Source organism: Streptomyces scopuliridis (assembly GCF_042790125.1).
Taxonomy (GTDB): domain Bacteria; phylum Actinomycetota; class Actinomycetes; order Streptomycetales; family Streptomycetaceae; genus Streptomyces; species Streptomyces scopuliridis_A.
Map to the genome: position 1 here is coordinate 1 of NZ_JBHTZS010000061.1, position 14,988 is coordinate 14,988.

Annotated in this window: 1 protein-coding gene; it reads left to right on the forward strand. The window is 70.2% G+C overall.

Annotation, left to right across the window (positions count from 1 at the left end; translation table 11 throughout):
• Positions 1 to 14,988, forward strand: a 14,988-nt coding sequence (locus ACFRKB_RS38540) for an SDR family NAD(P)-dependent oxidoreductase (RefSeq protein WP_383111254.1), incomplete at both ends; no start/stop codon positions are given.

A 14,988-nucleotide genomic window follows, 5' to 3' on the forward strand; every position in this document is an offset into this window, starting at 1 on the left:
GGTGGTACGGGTGGTCTGGGCGCGGTCGTGGCGCGGCATCTGGTGGCTGAGCACGGCGTACGCCGGCTGCTGCTGGTGAGCCGCCGCGGCCTGGGCGCTGAAGGAGCCGAGGAACTGGTCGCCCAGCTGGAGCTGCAAGGGACCGAAGTCCGGGTCGCGGCCTGCGATGTCGCGGACCGTGGCGCCCTCGCCGAGCTGCTGGCCGGGCACACGGTGTCGGCCGTGGTGCATGCGGCGGGTGTGCTGGACGACGGTGTGGTGGGTTCGTTGACGCCGGAGCGGCTGGACAAGGTCCTGCGGCCGAAGGCGGACGCCGCCTGGAATCTGCATGAACTGACCCGTGAGCACGAGCTTTCGGCGTTTGTGGTCTTCTCCTCGGCCGCTGCTCTGTTCGGTAGTGCGGGGCAGGGGAATTACGCGGCGGGTAACGCGTTCCTGGATGCGTTGATGGAGCGTCGTCGGGGTGAGGGTCTGCCGGGTGTGTCGTTGGCGTGGGGTCCGTGGGATCAGTCGGGTGGGATGACGGGGACGTTGTCGGAGGCGGATGCGGAGCGGATGGCTCGTGCGGGTGTGCCGGCGTTGTCGGTGGAGTTGGGTGTGGCGTTGTTCGACGCGGCTCTGGCTACTGGTGATGCTGTGGTGGCTCCGGTGCGGCTGGATCTGCCGGTGTTGCGTGCGCGGGGTGAAGTTCCGCCGTTGCTGCGGTCGTTGATTCGTTCGCGGTCGCGTCGGGCTGCTGCGGTGGCTGGTTCGGCTACGGCGGCGGGGCTGGTGGAGCGGCTGGCCGGGCTGACGGTGGTTGAGCGTCAGGAGGTGCTGTTGGACCTCGTACGCGGGCAGGTCGCCCTGGTCCTGGGCCACGCCGACGGCAACGCGGTCAACCCGGGCAGGGCCTTCCGCGAACTGGGCTTCGACTCACTCACGGCGGTGGAACTGCGTAACCGGCTCAACACCGCCAGTGGGCTCCGACTGCCCGCCACGATGGCCTTCGACTATCCGACGGTCCAGACGCTGGTCGACCATCTGCTCGATGAACTGCTGGGCTCCGATGCCGCGGTGGCCGTGCCGGCCGCCACGCGCGCTGCGGCGGTGGCCGACGATCCGATCGTGGTCGTGGGCATGAGCTGCCGCTATCCCGGCGGCGTGGCCTCGCCGGAAGACCTGTGGCGACTGGTCACCGAAGGCGCTGACGCGATTTCGGGCTTCCCGACCAATCGTGGCTGGGACGTGGACGGGCTGTTCAACCCGGACCCCGACCACATGGGGACGTCGTACACGCGGGAAGGCGGCTTCCTGCACACCGCGGACGAGTTCGACCCCGCGTTCTTCGGCATGTCGCCGCGTGACGCGCTGGCCACCGACTCGCAGCAGCGGCTGCTGCTCGAAGCGTCCTGGGAGGCGATCGAGCGGGCCGGGATCGACCCGGTCTCGCTGAAGGGCAGTGCGACCGGTGTGTTCGCCGGAGTGATGTACAGCGACTACACGACTCTGCTGGGCGGCCCGGAGTTCGAGGGCTTCCAGGGCGGCGGCAGCACGAGTCTGGCCTCGGGCCGGGTGTCGTACACGCTGGGTCTGGAGGGTCCGGCCGTGACGGTGGACACCGCGTGCTCGTCGTCGCTGGTCGCGATGCACTGGGCGATGCAGGCGCTGCGCAGCGGTGAATGCTCGCTGGCGCTGGCCGGCGGTGTGACCGTGATGTCCACGCCGACGGTGTTCGTGGACTTCTCCCGTCAGCGGGGTCTGTCGCCCGACGGCCGCTGCAAGGCGTTCTCCGAGTCGGCCGACGGTGTGGGCTGGTCGGAGGGTGTCGGCATGCTGGTGCTGGAGCGGCTGTCCGACGCGCGACGCAACGGCCACCAGGTGCTGGCGGTGGTCCGGGGTTCTGCCGTGAACCAGGACGGTGCGTCGAACGGGTTGACGGCGCCGAACGGTCCTTCGCAGCAGCGCGTGATCCGTCAGGCGCTGGCCAGCGGCGGACTGTCCATGGATGACGTCGATGTGGTGGAGGCGCACGGTACGGGGACGACGCTGGGTGACCCGATCGAGGCGCAGGCGCTGCTGGCCACGTACGGCAGGGACCGTGACCCGGAGCGTCCGCTGCTGCTCGGGTCGGTGAAGTCCAACATCGGTCACACGCAGGCCGCCGCCGGTGTGGCGGGTGTGATCAAGATGGTCATGGCGATGCGTCATGGGGTGCTGCCGCAGACGCTGCACGTGGATGCTCCGTCGTCGCATGTGGACTGGTCGGAAGGCGCGGTGGAGCTGCTGACGGAACCGGTGGAGTGGCCGGAGGTCGGTCGCGCGCGGCGTGCAGCCGTGTCGTCGTTCGGGATCAGCGGTACGAACGCCCACATCATCCTGGAACAGCCGGCCACGGTGATCCGGGGAACAGTGGTCGCCAGGCCGGAGGCTCCCGTGGTGGAGCCGGGTGTGGTGCCGTGGGCGCTGTCCGGGAAGACGCCGGAGGCGCTGCGCGGCCAGGCGGGCCGGCTGCTCTCCCACGTCGAGTCCGGTCCGGAGCTGCGGCCGGTGGATATCGGCTACTCGCTGGCGACGGGCCGCTCGACGTTCGACCACCGGGCCGTGGTGCTGGCCGGTGGCCCTGCGGACGCGGTGCGAGCCCTCGCGGTGTTGGCGTCCGGTGACCCGGATCCGTCGGCGGTGTCGGGTGCGGTCGTCGGTGGGAGGACGGCGGCGCTGTTCTCGGGCCAGGGCAGTCAGCGGCTGGGGATGGGTCATGAGCTGTACGGCCGGTTCCCGGTGTTCGCGGAGGCGCTGGACTCCGTACTCGGCACGCTGGAAGGCGAGTTGGGACGTTCGCTGCGTGAGGTCATCTGGGGTGACGACGCGGACCTGCTGAATGAGACGGGATACACCCAGCCGGTGCTGTTCGCGGTCGAGGTGGCGTTGTTCCGCTTGGTGGAGTCGTGGGGTGTGCGGCCGGAGTTCGTGGCCGGTCATTCGATCGGTGAGATCGCGGCGGCGTTTGTGGCGGGGGTGTTCTCGCTTGAGGATGCGTGCCGTCTGGTGGTGGCGCGGGCGTCGTTGATGCAGGCGTTGCCGGTGGGTGGTTCGATGATGGCGGTGCAGGCGACGGAGGAGGAGGTTCTTCCGCTGCTGTCGGACGGGGTGTCGATCGCGGCGATCAATGGTCCGTCGTCGGTTGTGGTCTCGGGTGATGAGGACGCGGTCCTGTCGGTGGCGGCGAGGCTGGCGGAGCGGGGTCGGAAGACCACGCGCCTGCGCGTCTCGCATGCCTTCCACTCGCCTCTCATGCGGCCGATGCTGGATGACTTCCGTACTGTGGCGGAAGGGCTGTCGTATGCGGCGCCGCGTATCCCGGTCGTCTCGAACCTGACCGGCGGTCTGGCATCGGCGGATGAGCTGTGCTCGCCCGAGTACTGGGTACGCCATGTCCGGGAGGCCGTGCGCTTCGCGGATGGTGTGCGGACGCTGGCCGAGCAGGGCGTGACCACGTTCCTGGAGCTGGGCCCGGACGGTGTGCTGTCGGCCATGGCCCAGGAATCCGTACCGGACGGCGCGGCGACCGTACCGATCCTCCGCAAGAGCCGGTCCGAGGAACTGTCGGCCGTCACCGCGATGAGCCAGTTGCATGTACGTGGTGTCGCCGTGGACTGGGCCGGGTTCTTCGCCGGTACCGGCGCGTCGTGGGTGGATCTGCCGACGTACGCCTTCGAGCACCAGGCGTTCTGGCCCCGGAGTCTGCGCGGTGGTGCGGATGACGCGGCGGCGATCGGGCTGGTGGCGGCGGGGCATCCGCTGCTCAACGGTGTGGTGGAGCTGGCCGAGGGTGAGGGTGTGCTGTTCACCGGCAGGCTGTCCGTTCAGACGCATCCGTGGCTGGCCGATCACGCGGTGATGGGCCGCATTCTTCTCCCCGGCACTGCCCTGCTTGAGCTGGCGATCCGGGCCGGTGACGAGGTGGGCTGCGACCGGGTCGAGGAGTTGACGCTCGCCGCGCCCCTTACTCTGCCCGAGCCCGGCGCCGTACAGATGCAGGTGCGGGTGGGTGTGGCGGATGAGTCGGGGCGGCGTGCGGTCGCGATTCACTCGCGTCTTGAGGGGGAGGTTGAGGCGCCGTGGACGCAGCATGCGACGGGTGTGCTGGTCGTGGGTGCTGGGGCCGGGGCCGGGGCTGTGGTTGATTTTGATGCGTCGGTGTGGCCGCCGGTGGGTGCTGAGCCGGTGGATCTGGAGGGTTTCTACGATGCTCGGGCTGCGGAGGGTTTCGCGTACGGTCCGGTGTTCCAGGGTCTGCGGTCGGCCTGGAGGCGGGACGGCGAGGTCTTCGCGGAGGTGAGCCTGCCCGAGGACGCGCAGAGCGACGCGGTGGCGTTCGGTCTGCATCCCGCGCTGCTGGATGCCGGGCTTCACTCGGCGTGGTCTGTGGGTGCGTCGGTTGATGGCTCGGACCGGCTGGGTGGTGGTGTCCCGTTCTCGTGGAGCGGGGTGTCGTTGCAGGCGTCGGGGGCTTCTTCGGTGCGGGTGAGGCTGACGCGCGAGGCTGATGGCGCGGTGTCGATCGCGGTGGCTGATGTGACGGGTGCGCCGGTCGCGTCGGTGGAGTCGTTGGCGATGCGCGCGCTGTCGGCGGAAGCTCTGAGCGATGAGGATGGGCCGACGAGGGACGCGCTGTTCCGGCTGGAGTGGCTGCCGGTGTCCGCTACGTCCGTTGGCACTCCGCAGACGATCGCGGTGGCGGGCCATGACACCCTGGGCCTCATCGAGGCCCTGCGTGAAGCGGGAGCCGAGCCCGAACTCGCCCCGGGTCTCGCCGCGTTGACCGCCGATGGGGCAGCATCGGTGCCGGGTGTGGTGCTTATCCCGGTGATCGGAGAGCCCGATGCCAACGCGGCCGATGCGGCACGGGCGTTGACGCATCAAGTCCTGGGACAGCTTCAGGAACGGTTGGCGGATGAGCGTTTCGCGGAGTCGCGGTTCGTCTTTGTGACGCGGGGTGCTGTGGGTGGCGCTGATGTGGCGGCGGCTGCGGTGCGGGGTCTCGTACGGTCGGCGCAGTCGGAGAACCCGGGCTGCTTCGGTCTGGTCGATCTCGATCCGGCCGGTCCGGTGACTCTGCCGGTGTCGGTGCTGAGCGCGGATGAGCCGCAGGTGATCGTGAGGGACGGCGAGGTCCTGGCCGGGCGTGTGGTGCGCGCGGCGGTGGGAGAGCCTGCGGCAGATCCGGTCTGGGATGGCGATGGCAGTGTGCTGATCACCGGTGGTACGGGTGGTCTGGGCGCGGTCGTGGCGCGGCATCTGGTGGCTGAGCACGGCGTACGCCGGCTGCTGCTGGTGAGCCGCCGCGGCCTGGGCGCCGACGGCGCCGAAGCACTGACCGACGAACTGACCGAGCGCGGCGCCGAGGTGTCGATCGAGTCCTGCGATGTCACGGACCGTGACGCGCTGGCGGAACTGCTGACTCGACACACCGTCTCCGCCGTGGTGCATGCGGCGGGTGTGCTGGACGACGGTGTGGTGGGTTCGTTGACGCCGGAGCGGCTGGACAAGGTCCTGCGGCCGAAGGCCGACGCCGCCTGGAATCTGCATGAACTGACGCATGATCAGAATCTTTCGGCCTTCGTCGTGTTCTCGTCCATCGCTGCTCTGTTCGGTAGTGCGGGGCAGGGGAATTACGCGGCGGGTAACGCGTTCCTGGATGCGTTGATGGAGCGTCGTCGGGGTGAGGGTCTGCCGGGTGTGTCGTTGGCGTGGGGTCCGTGGGGTCAGTCGGGTGGGATGACGGGGACGTTGTCGGAGGCGGATGCGGAGCGGATGGCTCGTGCGGGTGTGCCGGCGTTGTCGGTGGAGTTGGGTGTGGCGTTGTTCGACGCGGCTCTGGCTACTGGTGATGCTGTGGTGGCTCCGGTGCGGCTGGATCTGCCGGTGTTGCGTGCGCGGGGTGAAGTTCCGCCGTTGCTGCGGTCGTTGATTCGTTCGCGGTCGCGTCGGGCTGCTGCGGTGGCTGGTTCGGCTACGGCGGCGGGGCTGGTGGAGCGGCTGGCCGGGCTGACGGTGGTTGAGCGTCAGGAGGTGCTGTTGGACCTTGTACGCGGGCAGGTCGCCCTGGTCCTGGGCCACGCCGACGGCAACGCGGTCAACCCGGGCAGGGCCTTCCGCGAACTGGGCTTCGACTCGCTGACCTCGGTCGAACTCCGTAACCGGCTCAACACCGTGACCGGACTGCGACTGCCGGCCACGATGGTCTTCGACTATCCGACGGTCGAGACGCTGGTCGACCACCTGCTCGATGAGCTGTTCGGCGCCGATGCCGCCGTGGCACTGCCCACGGCCAGGCGGGCCCCCGCACTGGTCGACGATCCGATCGTGGTCGTGGGCATGAGCTGCCGCTATCCGGGCGGCGTGGCCTCGCCGGAGGACCTGTGGCGACTGGTCACCGAGGGCAGCGATGTGATCTCCGCCTTCCCGGTCAATCGTGGCTGGGACGTGGACGGTCTCTTCAACCCGGACCCCGACCACAAGGGCACGTCGTACACACGACAGGGTGGATTCCTGCATGACGCGGGCGAGTTCGACCCGGCGTTCTTCGGGATGTCGCCGCGTGAGGCGATGGCCACGGACTCGCAGCAGCGGCTGCTGCTGGAGACCTCGTGGGAGGCGATCGAGCGGGCCGGGATCGACCCGGTCTCGCTGAAGGGCAGTGCGACCGGTGTGTTCGCAGGAGTGATGTACAACGACTACAGCACCGTCCTCGGCGGCCCGGAGTTCGAGGGCTTCCAGGGGAGCGGCAGTTCGCCGAGTCTGGCCTCGGGCCGGGTGTCGTACACGCTGGGCCTGGAGGGCCCGGCCGTGACGGTGGACACCGCGTGCTCGTCGTCGCTGGTCGCGATGCACTGGGCGATGCAGGCGCTGCGCAGCGGTGAATGCTCGCTGGCGCTCGCCGGCGGTGTGACGGTGATGTCGACCCCCTCGGTGTTCGTCGACTTCTCCCGACAGCGCGGACTCTCTCCCGACGGCCGCTGCAAGGCGTTCTCGGACGCTGCGGACGGTGTGGGCTGGTCGGAGGGCGTCGGCATGCTGGTGCTGGAGCGGCTGTCCGACGCGCGACGCAACGGCCACGAGGTCCTTGCTGTGGTCCGGGGCTCGGCCGTGAACCAGGACGGCGCGTCGAACGGACTCACCGCCCCGAACGGTCCTTCGCAGCAGCGCGTGATCCGTCAGGCGCTGGCCAGCGGCGGGCTCTCGGCCGACGAGGTCGATGTGGTGGAGGCGCACGGTACGGGGACGACGCTGGGCGACCCGATCGAGGCGCAGGCCCTCCTCGCCGAGTACGGCCGGGACCGTGACCCGGAGCGTCCACTGCTCCTCGGGTCGGTGAAGTCCAACATCGGCCACACGCAGGCCGCCGCCGGGGTCGCCGGAGTCATCAAGATGATTATGGCGATGCGCCACGGCGTGCTGCCGCGGACGCTGCACGTGGATGCTCCGTCGTCGCATGTGGACTGGTCGGAAGGCGCCGTGGAGCTGCTGACCGAGCAGACGCGGTGGCCGGAGGCCGGTCGCGCACGGCGCGCGGGTGTCTCGTCCTTCGGGATCAGCGGTACGAACGCCCACATCATCCTGGAGCAGCCGGCCACCGTCATCCAGGGAACAGTCCTGGGCAGTGAGGAAGCCCCCGAGACCGAGTCGGGCGTCGCACCGTGGGTGCTCTCGGGCAAGACGTCCGAGGCACTGCGCGGCCAGGCCGCCAAGCTGCTGTCGTCGATCGAGGCGCGGCCGGAGCTGCGACCGGTCGACATCGGCTACTCGCTGGCGACGGGCCGCTCGACGTTCGACCACCGGGCCGTGGTGCTGGCCGGTGGGCCTGCGGACGCGGTGCGAGCCCTCGCGGTGTTGGCGTCCGGTGACGCTGATCCGTCGGCGGTGTCGGGTGCGGTCGTCGGTGGGAGGACGGCGGTGCTGTTCTCGGGTCAGGGCAGTCAGCGGCTGGGGATGGGGCGTGAGCTGTACGGCCGGTTCCCGGTGTTCGCGGAGGCGCTGGATTCCGTACTCGCCACGCTGGAAGGCGAGTTGGGACGTTCGCTGCGTGAGGTGATGTGGGGCGAGGACGCCGAACCGCTGAACGAGACGGGCGTTACGCAGCCGGCGTTGTTCGCGGTCGAGGTGGCGTTGTTCCGCTTGGTGGAGTCGTGGGGTGTGCGGCCGGAGTTCGTGGCCGGTCATTCGATCGGTGAGGTCGCGGCGGCGTTTGTGTCTGGGGTGTTCTCGCTGGAGGATGCGTGCCGTCTGGTGGTGGTGCGGGCGTCGTTGATGCAGGCGTTGCCGGTGGGTGGTTCGATGATGGCGGTGCAGGCGACGGAGGAGGAGGTTCTTCCGCTGCTGTCGGACGGGGTGTCGATCGCGGCGATCAATGGTCCGTCGTCGGTTGTGGTCTCGGGTGATGAGGACGCGGTCCTGTCGGTGGCGGCGAGGCTGGCGGAGCGGGGTCGGAAGACCACGCGCCTGCGCGTCTCGCATGCCTTCCACTCGCCTCTCATGCGGCCGATGCTGGATGACTTCCGTACCGTGGCGGAAGGGCTGTCGTATGCGGCGCCGCGTATCCCGGTCGTCTCGAACCTGACCGGCGGTCTGGCGTCGGCGGATGAGCTGTGCTCGGCCGAGTACTGGGTACGTCATGTCCGGGAGGCCGTGCGCTTCGCGGATGGTGTGCGGACGCTGGCCGAGCAGGGCGTGACCACGTTCCTGGAGCTGGGCCCGGATGGTGTGCTGTCGGCCATGGCCCAGGAATCCGTACCGGACGGCGCGGCGACCGTACCGATCCTCCGCAAGGACCGGCCCGAGGAGTCGACCGCGCTCACCGCGCTCGCCCAGCTGTACGTACGGGGAGTTCCGGCGGACTGGCCGGCGCTGTTCGCGGGGGCCGGGGCGCGGCGGGTCGAGTTGCCCACGTACGCCTTCCAGCGCACGTGGTTCTGGCCGGCGGGCCCGCTGGGTGGAACGGGGGATGTACGGGCCGCGGGTCTCGGCTCCGCCGGGCATCCGCTGCTCGGCGCGGCTGTCGAACTCGCTGAGGTCGAAGGCGTATTGGTGACCGGCAGGCTGTCCGTTCAGTCGCATCCGTGGCTGGCTGATCACGCGGTGATGGGCCGGGTTCTTCTCCCTGGCACTGCCCTGCTTGAGCTGGCGATCCGGGCGGGTGACGAGGTCGGCTGCGAGCGGGTAGAGGAGTTGACGCTCGCCGCGCCGCTCACCCTGCCCGAGCGCGGTGCGGTGCAGGTGCAGGTAGCCGTCGGTGTCCCCGATGAGTCGGGCCGGCGTTCGGTGGGGATCTACTCCCGTCCCGAGGAGGGGGCGGAAGGATCCTGGACGCAGCACGCCACCGGCGCGCTGACGACCGCCGACGCCACTGTGGCTGACTCCGGTTTCGATGCGACGGTGTGGCCGCCAACTGGTTCTCAGGTCATGGATGTTGAGGGGTGCTATGAGCGGTTCGAGGAGATCGGGTTCGCGTATGGTCCGGTGTTCCGGGGGCTGCGGGGTGCTTGGCGGCGTGATGGTGAGATCTTCGCGGAGGTGAGTCTTCCGGAGAGTGCGGAGGCTGACGCGGCTGCGTTCGGTCTGCATCCGGCGCTGCTGGACGCGTCTCTGCATGCCTCGCTCCTGGCGGGCGACAGTGACAGTGACGGGGCTGGTGGTGGTCTGCCGTTCTCGTGGGAGGGTGTGTCGCTGCACGCGACGGGTGCTTCGGCGTTGCGGGTGCGGTTGGCGCCGGTCGGTAAGGACGCGGTGTCCGTGTCCGTCGCCGACACCTCCGGTCAGCCGGTGGCTTCCGTCGACTCGCTGCTCGTACGGGCCGTGTCGCGCGAGCAGTTGCACGGCTCCGGGTCGGCGGATCTCGTCCGTGACGCGCTGTTCGGTCTGGAGTGGACGCCGGTGACGGCCGTGGCCGAGTCGGATGTTCCGGGGTCGGTGGTCGTCCTCGGACCGGACGCGCTGGGACTCGCCGACGGTATGGCCGGGGCCGGTGCGGAGGTCGGGACGTACGCGGATCTCGCTTCGCTGGCGGCGGGGGAGTCCCCGGTGCCGGGCACCGTGCTGGTGGGCATCGACGGTACGTCGTCCGAGGACGGGAACGGGAACGGGGGCGGGGGCGGGGTCGCGGAGTCGGCCCACGTGCTGACCGCCGAGGCCCTGGCCCTGGTCCAGGGCTGGCTGGCCGAGGACCGGTTCGCCGGTTCGCGGCTGGTGTTCGTCACCCGGGGAGCGGTGGCCGTGGACGGCGGCGCTGTCGCCGACCTGGCGGCGGCCTCCGTACGCGGTCTCGTGCGATCCGCCCAGACGGAGAACCCGGGCCGCTTCGGACTGCTGGATCTCCCGGCCGGCTTGACGTCTCTGTCCGAAGCGCGGAAGGCCCTCGGCTCCGATGAACCGCAGCTGATCGTCCGCGACGGCGCGATCCACGCGGGACGACTGGCCCGCGTATCCGCACCCGTGTCCACAGGCTCCGACGCGAGCCAGGCCGCAGCCCCGGTCTGGACCGGCGAGGGTACGGTCCTGATCACCGGCGGGACGGGCGGCCTGGGCGGCGTTCTGGCCCGGCATCTCGTCGCCGAGCGCGGTGTGCGCCATCTGCTGCTGGCCAGCAGGAGGGGTACCGACGCACCCGGCGCCGCCGAACTGGTCGCCGAGCTGACCGCGCACGGCGCGCGGGTCACGGTCGCCGCGTGCGACCTCGCCGACCGGACCGCCGTATCCGGTCTGCTGGCCGGCGTACCGTCCGAACACCCGCTGACCGCGGTGGTGCAAACGGCGGGTGTGCTGGATGACGGTGTGGTCGGTTCGCTGACGCCGGAGCGGTTGGACACGGTGCTGCGTCCGAAGGTGGACGCGGCGTGGCATCTGCATGAGCTGACGCGTGATCTCGGTCTGGCCGCGTTCGTGGTGTTCTCGTCCGTCGCGGGGCTGTTCGGCGGCGCCGGACAGGGCAACTACGCTGCCGCGAATACCTTCTTGGACGCTCTGGTGGCGCGTCGGCGGGCGGAGGGTCTGCCGGGTGTCTCACTGGCCTGGGGTCCGTGGGATCAGGCGGGCGGGATGACCGGGACGGTGACCGAGGCGGACATGCGACGCCTGGCCCGCTCCGGAATGCCACCCCTCTCCATCGAGCAGGGCGTCGCACTCTTCGACGCGGCGCTCGCCTCCGGTGAGACAGTGGTGGCACCGGTGCTGCTGGACCTTTCCGTACTCCGGGCACAGGGTGAAGTACCGCCGCTGCTGGGGTCGTTGATCCGTACCCGTCGGCGTCGGAGCGCGGTCACCGGATCGGGCACCGTTACCGGCACCGACACCGGACTTCTCGGCCGGCTGGCCGGACTGACCGCGTCCGCCCGGCACGAAGCACTGCTGGATCTCGTACGGAGTCAGGTCGCCCTCGTACTCGGCCACGCCGACGCTGCGGCCGTCAACGCCACGTCTCAGTTCCGGGAGTTGGGCTTCGACTCCCTCACGGCCGTGGAGCTCCGGAACCGGCTGAGTGCGGTGACGGGTCTGCGGCTGACCGCCACGCTGATCTTCGACTACCCGACCGCGACAGCGCTCGCCGACCATCTCGGGGACGAGTTGTTCGGCACCGAGACCGAGACCACGATTCCGGTCCGGATGCTGCCGCCCGTGGCCGACGACCCGATCGTGATTGTCGGGATGAGCTGCCGGTACCCGGGCGGGGTTGCCTCGCCGGAGGACCTGTGGAGGCTGGTCACCGAGGGCACCGACGCGGTCTCCGGCTTCCCGGCCAACCGTGGCTGGGACGTGGACGGGTTGTACAACCCGGACCCGGACCACGCGGGCACGTCATACACCCGCTCGGGCGGATTCCTGGAGAACGCGGGCGAGTTCGATCCCGCCTTCTTCGGTATGTCGCCGCGTGAGGCGATGGCGACGGACTCGCAGCAGCGGCTGCTGCTCGAAGCCTCGTGGGAGGCGATCGAGCGGGCGGGCATCGACCCGGTGTCGCTGATGGGCAGTGCGACCGGTGTGTTCGCCGGTGTGATGTACAACGACTACGGCACCCAACTGAACGGCAAACAGTTTGAGGGGCACCAGGGCCAGGGCAGCGCGGGAAGCGTGGCCTCGGGCCGGGTCTCGTACACCTTCGGGTTCGAGGGTCCCGCCGTCACGGTCGACACGGCGTGCTCGTCGTCGCTGGTCGCGATGCATCTGGCGGCCCAGGCGCTGCGCGGCGGCGAATGCTCGCTGGCGCTCGCGGGCGGTGTGACGGTCATGTCGACCCCGGGCACCTTCGTGGAGTTCTCCCGTCAGCGGGGTCTGTCGCCGGACGGCCGCTGCAAGGCGTTCTCCGAGTCGGCCGACGGTGTGGGCTGGTCGGAGGGTGTCGGGATGCTGGTGCTGGAGCGGCTGTCCGACGCGCGGCGCAACGGCCACCAGGTGCTGGCGGTGCTGCGCGGCAGCGCGATCAACCAGGACGGCGCGTCGAACGGCCTCACCGCTCCCAACGGTCCTTCTCAGCAGCGCGTGATCCGTCAGGCGCTGGCGAGCGGGGGAGTGTCCCTGGACGAGGTGGACGCCGTGGAGGCGCACGGTACGGGGACGACGCTGGGCGATCCGATCGAGGCGCAGGCGCTGCTGGCCACGTATGGGCGTGACCGTGACCCGGAGCGTCCGCTGCTGCTCGGTTCGGTGAAGTCGAACATCGGTCACACGCAGGCTGCGGCCGGTGTCGCCGGAGTCATCAAGATGGTGCTGGCGATGCGGCACGGAGTGCTGCCGCGCACGCTCCATGTGACCGAGCCGTCGTCGCATGTCGACTGGTCGGCGGGCGCGGTGGAACTGCTGACCGAGCAGACGCGGTGGCCGGAGACCGACCGGGTGCGGCGTGCGGGTGTCTCGTCGTTCGGGATCAGCGGGACGAACGCGCACGTCATTCTCGAACAGCCGGAGCCGGAGCCGGAGCCGGAGCCGGAGCCGGTCGCCGAGTTCGCGGCCGATCCGGCCGTGGCAGAGGCCGCGGCCCCCGCTGTGGTGCCGTGGCTCCTCTCGGGCAAGACCCCGGAGGCGCTGGCGGCCCAGGCGGGCAGGCTCCTCTCCTCCATCGAGGCGCGGCCGGAGCTGCGGCCGGTGGATGTCGGGTACTCGCTGGCGACGGGGCGTTCGGTGTTCGAGCACCGCGCGGTGGTGCTGGCGAGCGAGTCCGGCGGCTCCGATGAGGTGGTCCGCGCGCTGAGCGCCCTGGCGTCCGGTGACGCTGATCCGTCGGCGGTGTCGGGGTCGGTGCTCGGCGGCAGGACGGCGATGCTGTTCTCGGGGCAGGGCAGCCAGCGGCTCGGTATGGGCCGCGAGCTGTACGGCCGGTTCCCGGTGTTCGCCAAGGCGCTGGACTCCGTACTCGCCGTGTTGGACGGTGAGTTGGAGCGTCCACTGCGTGAGGTGATGTGGGGCGAGGACGCCGAACCGCTGAATGACACGGGCTTCACACAGCCCGCGTTGTTCGCCATTGAGGTGGCGCTGTTCCGGCTGGTGGAGTCGTGGGGCGTGCGGGCGGACTTCGTCGCCGGGCACTCGATCGGTGAGATCGCGGCGGCGCATGTGGCGGGGGTGTTCTCGCTGGAGGACGCCTGCGCACTGGTCGCGGCGCGGGCGAAGCTGATGCGGGCGCTGCCGGCCGGCGGTGCGATGGTCGCGGTGCGGGCGACGGAGGACGAGGTCACCCCGCTGCTGTCGGACGGGGTGTCGATCGCCGCGGTCAACGGCCCCGCCTCGGTCGTGGTCTCGGGTGATGAGGACGCGGTCCTGTCGGTGGCGGCGAGGCTGGCGGAGCAGGGGAGGAAGACCACGCGCCTGCGGGTGTCGCACGCCTTCCACTCGCCCCTGATGGAGCCGATGCTGGAGCAATTCCGTGCGGCGGCGGAGCAGTTGTCGTTCGACGCGCCCCGGATTCCCGTGGTGTCGAATCTGACCGGCGGGCTGGCGTCGGCCGAGGAGCTGTGCTCGCCCGAGTACTGGGTTCGGCACGTCCGGGAGGCGGTGCGCTTCGCGGACGGGGTGCGGACGCTGGCCGAGCAGGGCGTGACCACGTTCCTGGAGCTGGGCCCGGACGGTGTGCTGTCCGCCATGGCCCAGGAAACGGCGCCGGAAGAGGCGGCGATCGTCCCGATCTCCCGCAAGGACCGGGACGAGGAATTGACCGCCCTCGCCGCGCTGGCTCGCGTACACGCACACGGTGCGACGGTCGACTGGACCGGGTTCTTCGCGGGGACGGGGGCGCGGCGGGTCGAGTTGCCCACGTACGCCTTCCAGCACCAGTGGTTCTGGCCGACCGGTTCGCGGTCCGGTGCCGCCGGTGATGTGCGTGCGGCGGGTCTCGGTTCCGCCGGGCATCCGCTGCTGGGCGCAGCCGTGGAACTGGCGGCCGGACAGGGCGTGTTGTTCACGGGCAGGCTGTCTGTTCAGTCGCATCCGTGGCTGGCTGATCACGCGGTGATGGGCCGGGTTCTTCTTCCGGGCACTGCCTTGCTTGAGCTGGCGATCCGGGCGGGTGACGAGGTCGGCTGCGAGCGGGTGGAGGAGTTGACGCTTGCCGCGCCGCTCACTCTGCCTGAGCGTGGTGCGGTGCAGGTGCAGGTAGCGGTCGGTACGCCTGATGAGTCGGGCCGGCGTTCGGTGGGGATCTACTCCCGCCCGGAGGACGCGGCGGACGCGGTGGACGCACCCTGGGCCCAGCACGCCACCGGTTCGCTGGCCGGCCGCTCCGAGGGGGCGGAGACCGGTTTCGACGCGACGGTGTGGCCGCCAACCGGCGCTCAGGTCATGGACGTTGAGGGGTGCTATGAGCGGTTCGAGGAGATCGGGTTCGCGTATGGTCCGGTGTTCCAGGGCCTGCGGGGTGCTTGGCGGCGTGATGGTGAGATCTTCGCGGAGGTGAGTCTTCCGGAGAGTGCGGAGGCTGACGCGGCTGCGTTCGGTCTGCATCCGGCGCTGCTGGACGCGTCT